This is a genomic window from Pseudomonas fluorescens, from assembly GCF_040448305.1.
In the GTDB taxonomy this organism is placed as follows: Bacteria; Pseudomonadota; Gammaproteobacteria; order Pseudomonadales; family Pseudomonadaceae; genus Aquipseudomonas; species Aquipseudomonas fluorescens_BH.
The window spans coordinates 548,544-566,405 of record NZ_CP148752.1; the positions used below are offsets into that span (position 1 = coordinate 548,544).

At 60.4% G+C, this 17,862-nt stretch carries 18 protein-coding genes; 9 read left to right on the forward strand and 9 right to left on the reverse strand.

Translation table 11 applies throughout. The features are described 5' to 3' along the window. Positions 1-96: 96 nt before the first annotated feature. Positions 97-1,614 carry an AhpA/YtjB family protein gene (locus WHX55_RS02420; protein ID WP_150756751.1) on the reverse strand — a complete coding sequence of 506 codons (1,518 nt, stop codon included), beginning with the start codon at positions 1,612-1,614 and terminating at the stop codon, positions 97-99. Between the two features lie 135 nt (positions 1,615-1,749). Here WHX55_RS02420 and serB point away from each other — a divergent pair, with 135 nt between their 5' ends. Next, positions 1,750-2,964: a phosphoserine phosphatase SerB gene (gene serB, locus WHX55_RS02425; protein WP_046039796.1), complete on the forward strand. Its 1,215-nt coding sequence runs from the start codon at positions 1,750-1,752 to the stop codon at positions 2,962-2,964. 113 nt (positions 2,965-3,077) lie between these two features. Here the strand turns inward: serB and asd are convergent, their stop codons facing one another. From asd to WHX55_RS02440, 3 genes are read right to left on the reverse strand one after another with little or no spacing between them, the layout of a single operon-like run. After that, positions 3,078-3,938, reverse strand: coding sequence for an archaetidylserine decarboxylase (gene asd / locus WHX55_RS02430; protein WP_150754805.1), 861 nt, complete (start codon positions 3,936-3,938; stop codon positions 3,078-3,080). 18 nt (positions 3,939-3,956) lie between these two features. After that, complete coding sequence (gene rhdA, locus WHX55_RS02435) at positions 3,957-4,772, reverse strand: thiosulfate sulfurtransferase (protein ID WP_353741975.1); 816 nt, start codon at positions 4,770-4,772, stop codon at positions 3,957-3,959. A gap of 41 nt (positions 4,773-4,813) precedes the next feature. Continuing rightward, entirely contained in the window at positions 4,814-6,352 is a 1,539-nt protein-coding gene (locus tag WHX55_RS02440) for an HDOD domain-containing protein (protein WP_353741976.1), read from the reverse strand. Between the two features lie 166 nt (positions 6,353-6,518). On the opposite strand from WHX55_RS02440, the gene motA reads away from it, so the two are divergent. The 4 genes from motA to dinD all read left to right on the forward strand — a co-directional run bounded on the left by motA (position 6,519) and on the right by dinD (position 10,090). Next, a complete protein-coding gene (gene motA, locus WHX55_RS02445; RefSeq protein WP_008048039.1) occupies positions 6,519-7,370 on the forward strand; it encodes a flagellar motor stator protein MotA in 852 nt (283 codons plus the stop codon). Between the two features lie 3 nt (positions 7,371-7,373). After that, entirely contained in the window at positions 7,374-8,402 is a 1,029-nt protein-coding gene (gene motB / locus WHX55_RS02450; RefSeq protein ID WP_353741977.1) for a flagellar motor protein MotB, read from the forward strand. A gap of 408 nt (positions 8,403-8,810) precedes the next feature. Beyond that, positions 8,811-9,080: a hypothetical protein gene (locus tag WHX55_RS02455; RefSeq protein WP_150727892.1), complete on the forward strand. Its 270-nt coding sequence runs from the start codon at positions 8,811-8,813 to the stop codon at positions 9,078-9,080. Positions 9,081-9,223: 143 nt separating this feature from the next. Then, the gene (gene dinD / locus WHX55_RS02460; RefSeq protein WP_150727891.1) at positions 9,224-10,090 is read left to right on the forward strand and encodes a DNA damage-inducible protein D; all 867 of its coding nucleotides are present in this window, start codon (positions 9,224-9,226) and stop codon (positions 10,088-10,090) included. A gap of 128 nt (positions 10,091-10,218) precedes the next feature. Here the strand turns inward: dinD and WHX55_RS02465 are convergent, their stop codons facing one another. The 4 genes from WHX55_RS02465 to rsgA form a co-directional block, all read right to left on the reverse strand. Continuing rightward, the gene (locus WHX55_RS02465) at positions 10,219-10,710 is read right to left on the reverse strand and encodes a toll/interleukin-1 receptor domain-containing protein (RefSeq protein WP_353741978.1); all 492 of its coding nucleotides are present in this window, start codon (positions 10,708-10,710) and stop codon (positions 10,219-10,221) included. Further along, positions 10,710-11,669, reverse strand: coding sequence for a caspase family protein (locus WHX55_RS02470; RefSeq protein WP_353741979.1), 960 nt, complete (start codon positions 11,667-11,669; stop codon positions 10,710-10,712). The genes WHX55_RS02465 and WHX55_RS02470 overlap by 1 nt, the downstream gene beginning before the upstream one ends. 2 nt (positions 11,670-11,671) lie before the next feature. Then, the gene (locus tag WHX55_RS02475; RefSeq protein WP_150727888.1) at positions 11,672-12,079 is read right to left on the reverse strand and encodes a TIR domain-containing protein; all 408 of its coding nucleotides are present in this window, start codon (positions 12,077-12,079) and stop codon (positions 11,672-11,674) included. Positions 12,080-12,276: 197 nt separating this feature from the next. After that, on the reverse strand, positions 12,277-13,308 hold the full coding sequence (gene rsgA / locus WHX55_RS02480; RefSeq protein ID WP_150727887.1) for a small ribosomal subunit biogenesis GTPase RsgA: 1,032 nt from the start codon (positions 13,306-13,308) through the stop codon (positions 12,277-12,279). A gap of 106 nt (positions 13,309-13,414) precedes the next feature. Here rsgA and orn point away from each other — a divergent pair, with 106 nt between their 5' ends. Next, entirely contained in the window at positions 13,415-13,957 is a 543-nt protein-coding gene (gene orn / locus WHX55_RS02485; RefSeq protein ID WP_007995036.1) for an oligoribonuclease, read from the forward strand. A 208-nt stretch (positions 13,958-14,165) separates the two neighbouring features. Then, positions 14,166-14,777, forward strand: coding sequence for a trimeric intracellular cation channel family protein (locus tag WHX55_RS02490; RefSeq protein ID WP_150754811.1), 612 nt, complete (start codon positions 14,166-14,168; stop codon positions 14,775-14,777). Here WHX55_RS02490 and queG read toward each other — a convergent pair. Next, the gene (queG, locus tag WHX55_RS02495; RefSeq protein ID WP_150727885.1) at positions 14,759-15,838 is read right to left on the reverse strand and encodes a tRNA epoxyqueuosine(34) reductase QueG; all 1,080 of its coding nucleotides are present in this window, start codon (positions 15,836-15,838) and stop codon (positions 14,759-14,761) included. The genes WHX55_RS02490 and queG overlap by 19 nt on opposite strands. Positions 15,839-15,901: 63 nt before the next feature. On the opposite strand from queG, the gene WHX55_RS02500 reads away from it, so the two are divergent. Further along, positions 15,902-17,401, forward strand: a complete 1,500-nt coding sequence (locus WHX55_RS02500; RefSeq protein ID WP_353741980.1) for an NAD(P)H-hydrate dehydratase — start codon at positions 15,902-15,904, stop codon at positions 17,399-17,401. Beyond that, entirely contained in the window at positions 17,389-17,859 is a 471-nt protein-coding gene (tsaE, locus tag WHX55_RS02505) for a tRNA (adenosine(37)-N6)-threonylcarbamoyltransferase complex ATPase subunit type 1 TsaE (RefSeq protein WP_150727883.1), read from the forward strand. The genes WHX55_RS02500 and tsaE overlap by 13 nt, the downstream gene beginning before the upstream one ends. The last annotated feature ends 3 nt before the right edge of the window (positions 17,860-17,862 follow it).

Here is a 17,862-nt window from a genome sequence, read left to right on the forward strand (position 1 = left end):
GGGAGCGAGCTTGCTCGCGATGAGGCCAGAACAGGCCACAAAAAAGCCCGCAGACGATCACTCATCTGCGGGCTTCTTCACATCGGGGCCTGTGGCTTAAGCCCGACGCTCGTGCATCCGCGCCAATTGCCGTTCCAGCATCGATGGATACGGCTCCATCAATCGTTCCACGCAGCATGCACCTTCAGGGCTGGCAATCGGGCGGATCCGTGCGCGCTGACGAATCAAGCTGTCGTCGCTGATCTTGCGCTCCACCAGCAGCAGGTTGCGGCTGTGCTGCGACAGGGCCAGGGCGTCCTGGGCGGGGTCGGTCAGCAGCAGGTCGATCTGGCTCAGGCCGAACAGTTCGTCGCCCAGGGTCAGGCCCAGCTGCAATTGCAGGGTGATGCCGCTGTCCGCGACTTCGATCTGCAACTGGTGACCCAGGGCCCGCAGCAGCTCGCCACAGCAAATGGCGTTGGTCAGGTAGTCGTCGCCGCTGTCTTCGGTGTGGAACAGCATCAGCGTGCTGCCATCGTTCAAGGTCTCCACTTCGCCTTGATACAGCGATGCGGCCTGATCGAGGCAATCGCGATAGCGTTCGAGCAGTTCTTCAAGACGCGCCCGCGGCAGGCGTCGCAGTTGCTCCTGGGAGCCCAGCTGCACTGCCAGCACCGCGCTGTGTTGCGGCACGCTCGGCGTGGCCTTGCGAACCACCGGTTGTGGGGTGCTGTCCAGCGACTCGTCGCGCAGATCGGCGAACGGGTCTTCATCTTCGTCGTCTTCGACGGTGCTGACGATCTGCCGTGGCGCTGGCTTGAGTGCCGCTACCGGGCGGCTCTCGTCGAAACTCGGGTCGCGCAGGTTACGGACTTCGAAGGCCGGGTCGGCCTCGTCATCCATGTCGTCGAATTCCGGTTCCGGTTCCGGCACAGGGGCGGGCTCCGGGGCGAAGTTGGCGTGGAGCTGACGCGCCAGGTCGCCGATTTCGTCCTGGCGGTCGGTGGCCGGGGTGTATTCATCGATATTGCGCAGCCACACCCGCAATTGCAGCAGTGGCGTTGAGAGATAGCGCCCCATGCGCAGGCTCAGGGCCAGGGACAGGGCCAGCAGGATGGCGCTCAGAATGCCCATGCTTTGCAGGCTGATGGTCATCGGCTGCTGGAACTGGTCCATGTCCAGGCTGATGCGCAATTGCCCGGCGGTCACGTCCTGGAAAGTGATCTTGCTCTGGTACATGCCCTCGGCTTCGCCCAGCAGGCCATGCTTGGGACGCTGGCCGGATTCGGCAAGGATGCGGTTGTCCGGACTGTAGATGGCGGCGTGGGCCACCAGCTTGTTCTTGGTCAGGTTATTGAGCAGCACGTTGAGGCTGAGGATGTCGTTGGACACCAACAGCTCGGTGGCCGAGGTGGCCGTCTGCGTGGTCAGGCTTTCGCCCAGCGCATCCGCCTGCTCGTGCATGGCCTGCTTGAACTGCAGGCCCATCACACCGGCATAGATGACCAGGGCCAGGGCGACCAGGATCACGTTATGGCTGGCAATGCGCAATGCAATCGGTACACGGCGGTGGCGCAGTGCCCGGAAGATCAGCAGGAAGAAGTTATCGGTTTTTACTGGCGTGGGCCGGTTCACTTGAGCTCGGCTCTTTTGTCCGTGAAGTTGACGCGCAGTATAGCGACAGGCCCTAGGCCGTCAAAGCGCTCACGGTGCCCGATGGTCACTGAAAGTGGGTAGAATGCGGTTTTTTTCCACCTGCGGGGGTGCGCCTTGCGCGAAATCGTCCTGATAAACATCACGGGAGTCGACCGTCCGGGTCTGACTGCGGCCATTACCGGCGTTCTGGCCCAGGGTGGTGTGAACATTCTCGACATCGGTCAGGCGGTGATCCACGACACCTTGTCGTTCGGCATCCTGGTTGAAATTCCCGACACCGAGCAAGGCAAGTCTGTGCTCAAGGACATCCTGTTCAAGGGATATGAGCTCGATCAACAGGTGCGTTTCACTCCGGTGTCCGAAGTGGATTACCAGCAGTGGGTCGGCAACCAGGGCAAAAAGCGCCACATCGTGACCCTGTTGACCCGCAAGGTGACAGCCGGGCAGTTGCAGGCCGTGAGCTCGATCACCGCTAAATATGGCCTGAACATTGATCACATCGATCGTCTGTCCGGGCGCATGCCGCTGGACACCCCGGCCGACAAGGGCAAGGGCTGCATCGAGTTTTCCGTGCGCGGCGAAGCGGCTGATCCGCAGGCGTTGCGTGCCGAATTCCTCAGCGTCGCCCAGGAACTGAACGTCGACATCGCCTTCCAGGAAGATTCGCTGTTCCGTCGCAACCGTCGCCTGGCGGTGTTTGACATGGACTCAACGCTGATCGAAGCCGAAGTGATCGACGAACTGGCCAAGGCGGCTGGCGTGGGTGACAAGGTCTCGGAAATCACCGAGCGGGCGATGGCCGGTGAACTGGATTTCCGCGCCAGCTTCAAGGAGCGCCTGGCCTTGCTCAAAGGTCTGGACGTCAATGTGCTGGATTCCATCGGCGCCTCGTTGCGCCTGACCGAAGGCGCCGAAACCCTGTTCGCCGAACTCAAGCGCCTGGGCTACAAGACTGCGATTCTGTCGGGCGGCTTCACTTACTTCGCCAAGCAATTGCAGGCCAAGCTGGGTATCGACTACGTATTTGCAAACGAGCTGGAAGTGGTCGACGGCAAAGTCACCGGCGTGGCGGTCGAGCCGATTGTCGATGCGCAGCGCAAGGCGGATTTGCTGAAGGAACTGGCACACAAGGAAGGTTTGCGCCTGGAGCAGACCATTGCGGTCGGTGACGGTGCGAATGACTTGCCGATGCTGGCGATTGCCGGGTTGGGCGTGGCGTTCCGTGCCAAGCCACTGGTGAAACAGTCGGCCAAGCAGGCGATCTCTACCCTGGGTCTGGATGGCGTGCTGTATCTGCTGGGCTTCCGCGATCGCGACGGCCAGCTGTAAAGCAATGTGGGAGCGAGCCTGCTCGCGAAGGGGTCATCACATTCAACATCCATGTTGACTGATGCACCGCTTTCGCGAGCAGGCTCGCTCCCACAGTTTGATCTCTATACAGGTCAGGCCTTCGGCAAGCCCATGCCCTGACCCATCTGCACCGCTGTACCGGCGGTCATTTCTTCAGCCCACTTCACTTGATCCGGCCCGAACAGCACGACAGCGGTCGAACCCAGCTTGAAGCGACCCAGTTCCGCACCTTTTTCCAGATGGATCGGCGCGCGGGAGGCTTCGTCGTAGCGGAAGGTTTTCAGCTCGCGTTTCGGCGGCGTAACCAGACCGGCCCAGACGGTTTCAATCGACGCCACGATCATCGCGCCCACCAGCACCACGGCCATCGGCCCGCGCTCGGTGTCGAAAATGCACGCCACACGCTCGTTGCGGGCGAACAGTTCCGGAACATTTTCAGCGGTGGTCTGGTTGACCGAGAACAGACGACCCGGGATGTAGACCATCTCGCGCAGGGTGCCGGCCAGCGGCATGTGCACGCGGTGATAGTCCTTCGGCGACAGGTAGATGGTCGCGAAGTCGCCACCCATGAACGGCGCAGCGTTTGCCGCATCGCCACCCAACAGTTCCAGCACGCTGAAGCTGTGGCCCTTGGCCTGGAACACGCGGCCGTGCTCGATCGGGCCGAGCTGGCTGATCGCGCCGTCGGCCGGGCTGAGGATCGCGCCCGGGGTTTCGTCCAGCGGACGGGCACCGTCTTTCAGCGCACGGGTGAAGAACGCGTTGAAGTGCTCGTAGGCGGTCAGGTCTTCGACCAGCGCCAAGGACATGTCCACCTGATAACGCTTGGCGAACCAGGCGGTAAAGGCATTCTTGAACCAGCGGACGCGGCATTCGGCGATGCAGCCGGCCAGTCGCGAGAGCAAGTTGTGGGGCAGCAGGTACTGGCCGAGGAGAAACAGACGCTTGTTCATTAACGGTCCTTAAAAATCTTAAATTTCTACCGGGGTATCGGGATGGTTGCCCCATTCGCCCCAGGAGCCGGCGTAGCCTTTGACCCGCGGATAACCGAGAGCCTTGGCCACCAGATAGGTGAAGCCAGAACGATGGTGAGTCTGGCAGTGGGTAATCACTTCTTTGTCTTTGCTGATCCCGAGTTGTTCGAGGATCTGCGGCATGTCGGTGCGGATGCGCAGTTGGCGTGCCCGATCCATGCCGGCGGTCCATTCGAAATTGACCGCGCCGGGAATGTGCCCGCCCTTGGCTGCCAGGACTTTCTCACCGGAGTACTCCAGCGGCCCGCGCGCATCCCAGATTGCCAGGTCGGCGGCGCCGAGACGGCTTTGCAGGTATTCGCGAGTGGCGGTGGGTTCGTCGTGCAAGGTCAGTGGAACCGGGCCGCCCACGGGTGGCGGGATCTGGATCGACATGGGCAAGCCTTCCGCCAGCCAGGCCGTCAGGCCGCCGTCGACATAGTGGTACTTGCTGTGACCGATGACATCCAGCAGCCAGATGAAGCGCCCGGCCCAACCGCCGCCTTCGTCGTCATACACCACGTAGACCGCGTCGGGGTTGTGTCCCAGCTCACCAAACAGCGTTTCGAGTGCTGCCTGCGGGGGCATCAGCCCCGGGGCGGGGGCCTGGCCGAGCTGCGTGCGCTTCGGATCGACAAAGCGCGCGCCGGGAATGTGCCCTTCGGCGTAGCGGGCGGGACTGGTCAAGTCCACCAGAATCAGTTCGCGGGCGTCGAGGCGAGGGAGCAAGTCGCTCGGCTCGATCACCAGCGGCAAGCCAGAGAAGTCAGACATGTGAGGTCTCCAGAGCACAAAAGGGAGGATTGTAACGCAGCTTATTGGCCACGGTGGCTAAAGCTGTGCAGGGCTTTTTCGATGCACTGTGCGGTTTTGCCGAAGGCCTGTACGGAAATTTCCGAAAACGGCCCGCCGCCTTGATCCGCCACGACGATCATGATCACCCGGCCATTGTTGACCAGCGAACGCAGCAGCAGGTGTTCGCCGCTGAACTGCGAGCGCAGGTTGTTGGGTAGCAGGGCCGAGAATTGCGCGTTGTTGGCGGGCGTCAGGCGCACCTGGGCCTGCTGCGCGAGCAGGCGTTGCAACACGTTGCTCTGGCTGACCACGAAGTTCAACCCGGCCGCCTCCTTCGGCAGGCCGGCCGTCTGGTGCACGCGCAGGTTGGCGTGGGTGCGGTCGGCCATCAGGATCATCACCCGACGCATGCCGCAGGCCACGAGGGCGTCCCGGGCGGCGATGGTCAAGTGCATGGCGTTGGTGAAGCGACTCGGCTCGACCAGCAGTTCGGCGCATTGCTTGCGCCACTTCGCCAAGTCTTCGGCGGTGGGTGCCGCTGCCGGCAGCAAGCCTGCGTGGACACGGTTCATGCCCCACGGCCAGATCAGCGACTCGGCGGGGTGCCAGAGGTCGGGCATGGCATGTTGGCGAGCGCTGTTGGCGGCTTGCTGGTGCAACTGTTGCTGCAACTCGTCCATCGGCATTTGCAGGTAAAGGCTGGTCAGGTACTGCCAGCGCTCACTGTGCGGGCCGTCCCAGGCGTGTTGCGCCGACAGCGCCAGCCCGTTGGCCAGCAACACCGTATTGGCCGGCTGATTGAGCCAGCGGCGCAGGGTCGGATCGTCATCGAGGCGGTTCTGCTGGCGCAGTGGATGCTCGCTGTCTCGGGCGATACGCAGGACTTTCACCAGTTCCCGCTGTTCAGTGAGCAACAGTCGATAGCCCTGCTGCACCCAGATCGGCAAGCGCCAGATCTCCACCAGTGCCTGGCCGATGTCCAGCAGGCGCACACCAAACAGTTGTTGTTCGACTTTGCGTGCCGACTCACCTTTATGGATGACCCGTAGCTCCCAGTCTTCGAGCAGTTCTGGATGGGTCAGCGCCAGCGGCCACAGGGGCGAAAGAAACAGCAGGCTGCCCCAGTGGATGTCCTGCCACAGGCGCGCCAGGCGACTGGCAAAAAAGCCGTTGGCCTGTTGCGTGGCGTGCTGGCTGATCATCTGCAACTGACGCAGGGCTTTGGGAATCTCGGACTGGGGGGCGGTGGGCAGGCGCGCGAGCAGTTCTTCAGTGCGCTTCAAGCCGAGACGGTTGATCGCAATCTCAAGGTTTTCCGCAGGCTCGGTCATGCTGCCATGGGTATGCCGGTTGGCTTCGCGAATCACGCTCAAGGCCAGGGCCGGACTGCCTTGCATCAAGTCAGCGATGTCGCGCAGCGAGCTGCGATTGTCGCCGATGGCCTTGCAGACCCGGTCGTGGCTGGCTTGCGGAACCGGCAGGCGTACGCCATCGAGAAGCTTGACCCAGCCTTCGAGAGTGGTCGGTTTCGGGGTTGGAACGTTCGTTTCGTTAACCATGGTGGGAGGCGATCATTGTCAACATTACCTGTGCCCGGATGGGGTCAAATCAGTTTTTCGCCTGAACTGGCTATAGTCTGGCGCAGTTTTGCCGATAAGGAGAAGAAGAGATTTTTTACTTCCGAATATGACCTTGAACCCGACTCAGTAAGTGCTCTCCTAACCTATGGCTAAAATTATCGGCATCATCGTCGTATTCGCGAGCGTGCTCGGCGGATACGTGCTTTCCCACGGCAAGATTGCCGCCCTGATTCAGCCTTTCGAGGTCATGATCATCGGCGGCGCGGCCCTCGGCGCCTTCCTGCAGGCCAACCCCGGCTACATGACGATGCACGTGCTCAAGAAGTCCCTGAGCATGTTCAGTTCGCGTTTCAACCACGGCTTCTATCTGGAAGTGCTGGGCCTGATCTACGAGATCCTCAACAAGAGCCGCCGCGAAGGCATGATGGCCATCGAAGGCGACATCGAGGATGCTGCCGCGAGCCCGATCTTCGCCAAGTACCCGACCGTTCTCAAGGACGAACGCATGACCGCGTTCATCTGCGATTACCTGCGAATCATGTCCTCCGGCAACATGGCCCCGCACGAGCTGGAAGGCTTGTTCGACATGGAACTGTTCAGCCTCAAGGAAGACCTGGAACACCCATCCCATGCGGTCAACGGCATTGCCGACGCCATGCCCGGTTTCGGTATCGTCGCGGCGGTACTGGGGATCGTGGTGACCATGGCTTCGCTGGGTGAGGGCGATCAGAAGTCCATTGGCCTGCACGTGGGTGCGGCACTGGTGGGTACCTTCTTCGGTATTCTCGCCGCCTACGGCTTCTTCGGCCCGCTGGCCCATTCCCTGGCCCACGATGCCAAGGAAGAACTGAACGTCTACGAAGCCATCAAGGCCTCGCTGGTGGCTTCGGCTTCCGGCATGCCGCCATCGCTGGCCGTGGAGTTCGGGCGCAAGGTCCTGTACCCGGCGCACCGTCCAAGCTTCGCCGAGCTGGAACAAGCGGTTCGCGGTCGCTAAGTCATGGAAAATAATCAGCCGATTATTATCAAGCGCGTTAAGCGCATTGCTGGCGGGCATCACGGGGGCGCGTGGAAAATCGCCTTCGCCGACTTCGCCACGGCGATGATGGCGTTCTTCCTGGTGTTGTGGCTGCTGTCCACCGCCACGCCGGAACAGAAGATTGCCATCGCCGGTTACTTCAAGGACCCGATCGGCTTTTCCGAAAGCGGCACGCCGTACATCATCGATCTGGGCGGCACGCCGACCCTGGCGCCGGAAAACACCCTCAACCCCGAGGTGAAGTCCCAGCCACAACCGGACAAGGTCACCATCGATACCGACCAGGTCGAAGGCATGGCCGAGCAGGTCGAAAAAGAACGCCTCGAGCTGTTGCTGCAAGAGCTGCAGAACAAGGTCGAAGAAAACCCGCAGCTGCAGAAGTTCAAGGATCAGATCCTGTTCGAAATCACCCCGGACGGCCTGCGTATCCAGATCATGGACGCGGAAAACCGCCCGATGTTCGACTCAGGCTCTGCCCGCTTGAAGCCATATTTCGAAGACATCCTGCTGGCCATGGCCGACACCATCAAGGCGGTGCCGAACAAGATCAGCATCAGCGGCCACACCGATGCCAAGCCGTACACCGGCACCGGTGACTTCGGTAACTGGGAGCTTTCGGCCAACCGTGCCAACGCCGCTCGGCGGGCGCTGGTGGCGGGCAGCTATCCGGATGCACAGGTGGCGCGTGTGGTCGGTTATGCCTCGTCGGCCCTGTTCGATCGCGAGCATCCGTTCAACCCGGTTAACCGCCGTATCGACATCGTGGTGCTGACCAAGAAAGCCCAGCGTGCAATCGAAGGATCGCAAGGTGCGGAGCCTGTTGTTGATGCGCCGCAAGGTTCGGCTGCTCCGGGAGCCGCACCGGCTGCACCGGTCGACCCGAATGCGTTGCCGGCGGACAAGGAGCCTCTGCCGGCTCATGAACTGCGTGAGCGTTTGAACCTGTTCGACGACCAAGCACCGAAACCGGCTGAACCGCCCAAGCAGTGACCGACAAAAAAGCCGACAGCGATGTCGGCTTTTTTGTGCTTGTAAGAATGAATTCAGATCCGCTGCATTGCGAGAAAACTCAAGGAATGAGGTTTGGTCTGAGAATTGTGTAGGACGGGTCTGAGACCCGTAAACCGGGTTTTACTTCGCTTGGGGCCTCGGTACAGTTCGCCTGTCGCCGACGAATCGGTGATCGACTTTAGCCGGTCGTTTGAGAGGAATGCACAAGCGCCCGTATAATCGCGGCGCTTTTTGCTGCCTGACATATGTCTATGGTGGCTGTGCGTGGGACGCCTTCGGGTGTGCCGGGTTCCTCTGACCGGTCGGCTAACCCGCGTACAGCTGCCACCCCCATTCGATTAGCCGCGAAAAGGGTGGGAGTTTCATCTTTCAGACGGAATTCAAACCATGTCCCAATTCCACCCGCTCCAAAGCAACTTCAGCGTCGGGAGCACGCTGTACATCGACACTGAAGCTCGAGCTTCCGATCTTCTTGAAACCGCCACCCACCGAATCAAGGCCGCACGCAACCTGCTCAACAGCGTCACCTGCCTGTGCGTAAAAGATGCTGAGGGTCACGATTTGGAACATTTCGCCAATGCTGCGCACATACTGATACAGGAGGGCTGTGACGCGTTGGATGCGCTGGGCTGGAAGCTAGAAAAGACCGCACGCTGAAAATAGGAAAGCCGCAATGTTCGCGGCTTTTTTGTCACACATTTGAGGCTATGCGGTCGGAAATCTGCCCTTCACTATCAGACAGATATTTACTGTCACAAAGCTTTCGAGATCGACGCCCTCTGACTGCCCCGGGATTTGCCATGGACAATCAATCACTACCACTGCTGCAACAGCGTTTCGACGCGCTGGTACATCGTGTGCCTGATGAAAGCATCGAATTCTGGTTCGCTCGCGAGTTGCAAGCCCCCTTGGGTTACGCACGCTGGGATAATTTTTTGACCGCCATCAGGCGTGCCATAGCCTCTTGTGAAGCTACAGGTGTGGAGGTTTCCGATCATTTTCGTGACGTCACGAAAATGATCGAGGTGGGCAAAGGTGGTCAGCGTCCTGTCGAAGATTTCATGCTCACTCGTTATGCCTGTTACTTGATTGCCCAAAATGGAGACCCGCGTAAACAACAGATCGCATTTGCTCAGAGTTACTTCGCGCTCCAAACGCGCAAGCAAGAGTTGATCGAGGACCGAATGCGCTTACAAGCCCGCTTCGATGCTCGAGATCGGTTGCGTGAGTCGGAGAAAGAGCTATCGCAGAATATCTACGAGCGTGGTGTAGATGATGAAGGATTTGCCCGTATACGCTCCCGAGGAGATGCAGCATTGTTCGGCGGCAAGACCACGCAGGCGATGAAGGACACGTATGGCATCGTTAAGAGCCGTCCATTGGCTGATTTTTTACCGACGCTGACTATTGCTGCCAAAAATCTGGCTAATGAGATAACTAATCACAACGTGCTACAGGTGGACTTGCAAGGCGAGCCGGCGATTGCCAAGGAGCATGTCCAGAATAATTTGAGCGTCCGAGATATGTTGGAACAGCGCGGCATCAAACCCGAGGAGCTTCCAGCTGAAGAGGACATAAGAAAGCTTGAACGTCGCGTGAAATCCGAAGAGAAAAATCTTGCGAAACAGGCGACCAAACTTCCTGCAGATGATTCAACCGATGGTTGAGTTTGAGTCTTACCAGACTAACTGAGTTGGCAATAGTGAATCGATTCCCTCGGGTGTCGATTGATTGGTCTGCATGACCCACAAAAAAGCCGACAGCGATGTCGGCTTTTTTGTCGGCGTTTTCTACGTTAAAAGCCGCGGATGACTCGGGACTTGAGATCGGCGTGAAAACGATCCGCATTGGACTTGTTGACGCTGCGCACCGACTCGCTACCCGTCACCGATTCCAGCGACATCGAGCGCTTGAGTGTCGATTCGTTTCGATAGGCATCAATAAAGAACTCGATGTCCCGGTCGCTGGTCAGCTTCGGCCATTTATCGAGGTACAGCGGCAGTTCGGTCGGGCCGGTCTTGAACGAGCATATGCGTCGGTTGGTGATGGTCGCCTCGCCGATTTCGAACGGCACCCACCAGGACAGCGCGGTTTTCTCTGACACCACCGCCAGCAGGTGTGTGCATTCGCTGATGTTGCGGGTGATCACCCCGGTGATGTCATCGGTGGTCTGGGATTCGATATCCAGTACGTCGAGGTAGGTCTTGATATTGGCCTGGATCAGGCGCCCGTTGATTTTGACCGCGTGGGCGCGATCCATGTGGCGGTAGCTGATAAACACTGGCATCAGAAATGTCCCTTGATCGCGAGTTCGCGGTAATAGGCGCCGAGGGCGGTGAGGCGGCAGCCGGTGGAGTGGATGGCGGCGTAGTACATGTGTTCGGCGTCCACCGGTTCGACCAGGCTGTGGCGGTTGCACTTTTGCAGTTGGGCGAAGACTTCGCCGTGTTCCGGGTTGAACTCGGGTTCGGTGGGCTCAAAGCTGGGGGCGAGGGGGTACACCGACTCCGCTTCGGCAAACCATTCGGGGAGTTTGCGCAGGATTTCCTTGGGGATCAGCGGCGACACTTCGCGCAGGGAAATGAACTGCGAGACGTTGGTCTTGAACACCGGACGCTGTTCCCAGGCGTCGAGGGCATTGTCGACAAACGAATACAGGCTGCCGGGGGTGATCTTGCCCAGGATGTTCGCGGCTCCACCGTGCAGGGCCTGGAGCAACAATCCGGTGAACACGCCGTGCTGCACGCCCTCCATCGCCGGCTCTTCCTTTTTGCAGGCGGTCAGGATGGTCATGCCTTCGCCGACCACGCTGCCTTCACTGCGCAAGGCGCGCAGTTCGCCGGCCGAGCCGCTCTGGCAACAATCAAGAATGATCACTTTGTTCTTGATCCTGGTGGCCTTGCTCGCCCAGTTGAGAATGTCGCTGAGGCGAATCCCGTCCTTGGCGCTCTTGTAATCCTGCGGGATCAACATGCCTTCGTCGGTGTCGGTGTCGAAGCTGCCGTGGCCGGCGAAATACAGCAGCGCGACATTGCAGTCCCCGGCAAACAGCTCGCGGATCTGGTCTTCGAGTTTTTCCCGGCCCAGGTAGTCCTCGGCGGAGGTCAGTACGATGTTCTTGAAGTTCGGATCGCCATTGGCGTCGGTCTTCAGCACAGAGGCCATGGCCATGGCGTCATTGCTGCAACCGCTCAGGCGCGATACATGGGTGTAGTCGTTGATGCCGATAAACAGTCCCTTGCGCATGGTTACACCGCCGTGTGCTGGCGAATCGCATCGATGATGCTGTTGGTGTTCCACGCACATTCGGCATGTGCCGCGTCACGTACCACCGTGGAAATGCGCTCGGCACCGAACGGCTTGATCGCAATGATCACCTTGCCCATGCGCTGGGCGATCTCGATTTCCTTGTTGATCCACTTGCTGTAGGTGGAGTACATCCCGGCCATGATCAATACCGCCGAACACGGGCGGATCTTGTTTTCAATGGCCTCCTCAAGTTGTTTGTCGGTTTTCGCGCCGACAATCGGGTTGTCCGGTGGCACCGAAAAGTTCTTGTAGGTGAAACCGGGCTTGGCGTTGAGCAGGCGCACGAGATTGTCGTGGGCGTCGGGGTAGTTCCACGAGTGGCTGATGAACAGGTGGTAGGTTTGCATGGGTGTCCCTCGGTGTCGCTGGAGTGCGAAGAGGGTCTGAAACTAGGCTATTGACTGGCGGCTACAAGGGGATGTGACTTAAAGAGAAATGCCCTACAAGCGCCGGTGCGGGTGTCTTACAGAAAGGTCTGATGTTTAAGCAGGGGAAGATCCAGCCGCCGGCCGCCCGCTGAAGGCAGGCCGGTCGGCATGTCTGTTTAGTAGCCGTTTTCCGGCAGGCTGGCGATGATCGAGCGGTAGCTGTTCATCCGCTGCTGCTGCACGCGGCCGTCTTCAAGGGCCTTGAGCAGGGCGCAGCCGGGTTCGCGATCATGCTTGCAGTCACGGAAGCGGCAGGTGCCGAGCAGGTCGTTGAACTCGATGAAACCGGCTTCGACATCGGCACGGCTGACGTGGCCCAGGCCGAATTCGCGGATACCCGGGGAGTCGATCAACTCACCGCCGCCGGGGAAGTGGAACAACCGCGCGGTGGTGGTGGTGTGGGTGCCCTGGCCGGACAGCTCGGACAGCGGGCCGACACGGGTTTCGACTTCCGGCAGCAGGCTGTTGACCAGCGACGACTTGCCGACACCGGACTGGCCGACGAACACGCTGATGCGTCCGTCGAGTTGCTTCTGCAACTGCTCCATACCGTTGCCGTGGTGCGCCGACACTTCCAGCACCGGGTAGCCGAGGGTGCGGTATACGGCGAGCAAGGCATTCAGCGCAGGCGCGTTGTTTTCGTCGATCAGGTCGAACTTGTTCAGCAGCAACAGCGGCTTGATGCCCGCATGCTCGGCCGCCACCAGATAGCGGTCGATCAGGTTGGCGTGAGGCTCGGGCAGCGGTGCAAACACGATGACGATCATGTCGACGTTGGCCGCAACAGGCTTGAGCTGACCACGGCTGTCCGGGCGGCACAGCTCTGTATTGCGCGGCAGTTGCGCCACGATCACGCCGATACCCTGGTTGCCGGCACGCCAGACCACCTGATCGCCGGTCACCAGCGCCGGCAGGTTGGCGCGCAGGTGGCAACGGAACACCTGGCCGGCCAGTTCGCCGTCACGGGCCTCGACTTCGACCTGCACGCCGAAGTGCGCGATCACCAGGCCGTGCTGTTCCGGGCCCAGATCGCCGCCCTCAAGCGCCTCGACGGCCGAGGACTCGCGTTTGGCGGCGCGGGCAGCGCGTTCGCCCTGAATCTTTTCGATGCGCCAGTTTTGACGACGATTGAGTTGGCGTTTGGCCATGGGTGTTCCGTATCAAGAATGTAGCGATTAGGTAAAACGGCCGCGAGTTTAGCACGCCCGGCTACCGGCCTAGGCTAAACTGCGCAGCATTGCCTAGGAGCCGAACATGCAAAACCCACAGAACCTGATCTGGATCGACCTGGAAATGACCGGTCTGAACCCGGACACCGACGTCATCATCGAAATGGCCACCATCGTCACCGACAGTGACTTGAACACCTTGGCCGAAGGCCCGGTGATCGCCATTCACCACAGCGACGAAATCCTCGCCGGGATGGACGAGTGGAACACCCGTCAGCACGGCGGTTCCGGGCTGACCCAGCGGGTTCGCGACAGCCGCATCAGCATGGCCGAAGCCGAAGCCGAAACCATCGCCTTCCTGGAAAAGTGGGTGCCGAAGGGCAAGTCGCCGATCTGCGGCAACAGCATCTGCCAGGACCGTCGCTTCCTTTATACCCACATGAAATCTTTGGAAAGCTATTTCCACTACCGCAACCTCGACGTGTCCACGCTCAAAGAGCTGGCCGCGCGCTGGGCACCGGATGTGCGTGACAGCTTCAAGAAGGGCAGCACCCACCTGGCGCTCGACGATATCCGTGAATCGATCGCTGAGTTGCAGCACTACCGCAAGCATTTCATCAAGTTCTAATTCACGCTCGTCCGTTCCGGCCCCATCGCGAGCAAGCTCGCTCCCACAGGTACAGCGCCGCCCCTGTGGGAGCGAGCTTGCTCCGGGCGGCGTTCCGACGATGGCGTCAGTTCAGTCACCATAGATGGTTGGGTCGATTCTCTGATGCCCTCTTTTGGTGCCTGGATGAACTGAGTAGACTGCGCGCCTTTTCTGCAAGGATCGCCCCATGCTGCTGATGCTCTACCTGATCGCCATCACCACCGAAGCCATGACCGGCGCCCTGTCTGCCGGTCGTCGTGGCATGGACTGGTTCGGTGTGGTGTTGATCGCTTGTGTCACGGCGCTGGGTGGCGGTTCGGTGCGCGACGTATTGCTTGGGCATTACCCGCTGACCTGGGTCAAACACCCGGAATACCTGGTGCTGACGTCTGTCGCCGCAATGATTACGGTGTTCACGGCGCGCTGGATGCGGCATCTGCGCTCACTGTTCCTGGTGCTCGATGCCATGGGGCTGGTGGCATTTACCCTGATCGGCTGCATCACCGCCCTGGAAATGGGCCATGGCATGTTGGTGGCATCGGTCAGTGGCGTGATCACCGGTGTCTTCGGCGGTATCCTGCGGGACATCTTCTGCAACGATATTCCGCTGATATTCCGGCGTGAGCTCTATGCCAGCGTCTCGTTTGCGGCAGCGTGGTGCTACATGCTCTGCATCTACCTGCAATTACCCGGTGAACAATCGATTCTGATCACCTTGTTCGGCGGTTTTCTGCTGCGCTTGCTGGCGATCCGTTTTCATTGGGAAATGCCCAAGTTCGTCTACAACGACGAAGCCTGACGCTCGGCGTGTTGCCGCAGCGCCCATTCGACATGCTCACGCACCAGTTCCGAAGGATGCTGCCGTCGCGCCTTCAGCGCTTCCAGCACCGGAATCGTTGAAGGTGCATTGCCCAACCCCACCGCCAGGTTGCGCAACCAGTTTTCGTAACCGGTCCGGCGCAGCGGCGAGCCTTCGGTGCTGCTGAGGAATTTCTCTTCATCCCACATGAACAGTTCTGCCAGCCCGGCATTGTCCAGATTGTGCCGCGGCTTGAAGTCGCTTTCACCGGACGGGCGGGCGAAGCGGTTCCACGGGCAGACGATCTGGCAGTCATCGCAACCAAACACGCGATTGCCGATCAGTGGCCGCAGGTCTTCAGGGATGGCGCCTTTGAGTTCGATGGTCAGGTAGGAAATGCAGCGTCGGGCATCCAGCACATAGGGGCCGACGAAGGCGTTGGTCGGGCAGATGTCGAGACAGGCGCTGCACCGTCCGCAGTGTTCGGTAGCGTGGGGCGGGTCGACCGGCAGCGGCAAATCGACGAACAGTTCGGCGAGGAAGAAATAACTGCCTGCCTTGCGATTCAAGACCAGGGTATTTTTGCCGATCCATCCAAGACCCGCCTGTTCGGCGATGGCTTTTTCCAGCACCGGGGCACTGTCGACAAAAGCGCGGAAGCCGAACGGTCCGATCTCGGCCTGAATTTTTTCCGCCAGTTGTTGCACGCGTTTGCGGATCAGCTTGTGGTAATCGCGACCCAGGGCATAACGCGAGACGTAGGCTTTTTCCGGTTGGGCGAGCATTTTTGCCATCTGCGTGTCGCCGGACAGGTAATCCATGCGTAGGGACACCACGCGCAAAGTGCCCGGCACCAGCTCTTCGGGGTGCGAGCGCTTGCTGCCGTGGGCGCCCATGTAGTCCATTTCGCCGTGGTAGCCGGCTTCGAGCCAGCGTTCCAGGTGCTGCTCATGCTCGGCCAGGTCGAGGCCGCTGATGCCGACTTGCTGGAAGCCCAGCTCGCGGCCCCAGTCCTTGATGGATTGGGCGAGGGCAGGCAGGTCTGTGGTAATAGCGGGCATGAGGCGAGAGAAACCGGAGCTGAGGTGCGTATAATTCTGCCAGACATCGGAGCCCGAAGACGCATGCCGCACACTAAAGATGAATTACCCGACGTGCTGTACAGCACCGCCCAGGTGCGAGCACTCGACGCGAGCCTGATCGCCGCCGGCACAGCGGGCTTCGAATTGATGCAGCGCGCGGCGCGGGCGACGTGGCGGGCGCTGGTGCGGCAATGGCCGACAGCGAACGAACTGAGCGTGCTGGCCGGTCATGGCAACAATGCCGGGGACGGGTATCTGGTAGCCGTATTGGCCCAGCGTGCCGGTTGGTCGGTGCGGGTGCTGGCAGTGGGGGATCCGCAGCGCTTGCAGGGCGATGCGGCGTTAGCCCATGCCGAGGCGGTGTCTGAAAACGTGCTCATCGAGCCCTGGACCGCACAATCCGGATTGCGCGGCATTGTGCTGGATGCTTTGCTTGGCACCGGTCTGAGCGGCGATGTGCGTGAGCCTTATGCCAGCGCCATCGCCGCGATCAATGCCAGCAGACTGCGGGTTGCTGCGGTGGATATTCCGTCAGGGTTGTGCGCTGATACGGGGCGCATCCTTGGTCGTGCCGTGCATGCCGACCTGACGGTCACGTTCATTGGCTTGAAGGTGGGGTTGTTCACCGGCGAGGCGGCCAATGTGGTCGGTGAACTGCTGTTCAACGACTTGCACGCTGACCCACAGCTGATAGACGGCGCTGCTTTCACCGCCCGTCGCCTGACCGCTGCTAATCTGCCGCGTCCAACGGCGCGGGCACAGGCTTCCCACAAAGGTAAATTCGGCCATGTGTTGCTGATCGGTGGCGACCGTGGGTTGGGCGGCGCGATCCTGCTGAGCGCGCAAAGTGCGCTGCGCAGCGGGGCAGGCATGGTGTCGGTGGCGACTCGCAGCGAACATGTGTCCGCCGCGCTGGCGCGGATCCCCGAGGCGATGGTGCTGGGCACTTCGTCGGCCAATCAGCTGATGGTTATGCTGCAAAAAGTTTCCGTGTTGGTTGTCGGTCCGGGGCTGGGGCAGGCTGGCTGGGGGCGCAGCTTGTTGTCCGCCGCCGCCAACGCGCCGCTGCCGCAAGTCTGGGACGCCGATGCGCTGAACATGTTGGCCGAGGAGCGTGTGAGTTTGCCCGGCAATTGCGTGATCACTCCGCATCCGGGCGAAGCAGCACGTTTGCTTGGGGTGAGCACTGCCGACGTTCAGTCTGACCGTCCCGCAGCAGCCCATGCCTTGAGTAAAAAATATACAGCTGTCGTCGTCCTGAAAGGTGCCGGCAGCCTGATCGCCCATCCTGATGGGCGCCTGGCGCTGTGTCATCAGGGGCACCCGGCCATGGCCACCGCTGGTTTGGGCGATGTACTGGCCGGACTGGTCGGCGCATTGCTGGCCCAGGGCATGGAGCCATTCGACGCGGCCTGCCTGGCGGTCTGGCTGCACGCCAATGCCGGCGAGCAACAAGGAAAATTGGGCCGTGGGCTGGCGGCCAGTGATCTGATCCCAGCCATTCGTCAGTTGTTGGAGGAGCAAGCACCGTGTCTGAAGTAACCCTGTACCTGGCCGATGAACAGGCCATGAGCGACTTTGGCGCACGCATTGCCCGAATCACCCAAGGCCATGGCCTGATCTTCCTTGAGGGCAACCTGGGGATGGGCAAAACCACGTTGTCCCGAGGCATCATCCGCGGCTTTGGGCATGTCGGGGCAGTCAAAAGCCCGACCTTCACCCTGGTTGAGCCCTACGAGATAGGCGACATTCGCGCCTTCCATTTCGATTTGTACCGTCTGGTCGATCCGGAAGAGCTAGAGTTCCTCGGTATCCGCGACTACTTCGAAGACGATGCCCTGTGTCTGATCGAATGGCCCGATAAAGGTGCAGGCTTTTTGCCAAAGCCTGACCTGACCATTACCATTAGCCCGCAAGACAGCGGGCGTTCGCTGAAAATTTTATCCCAGGGCTCGCGTGGCGAGGCCTGGTGTGCCGCTTTGGCATTGGAATCCAAATAGATG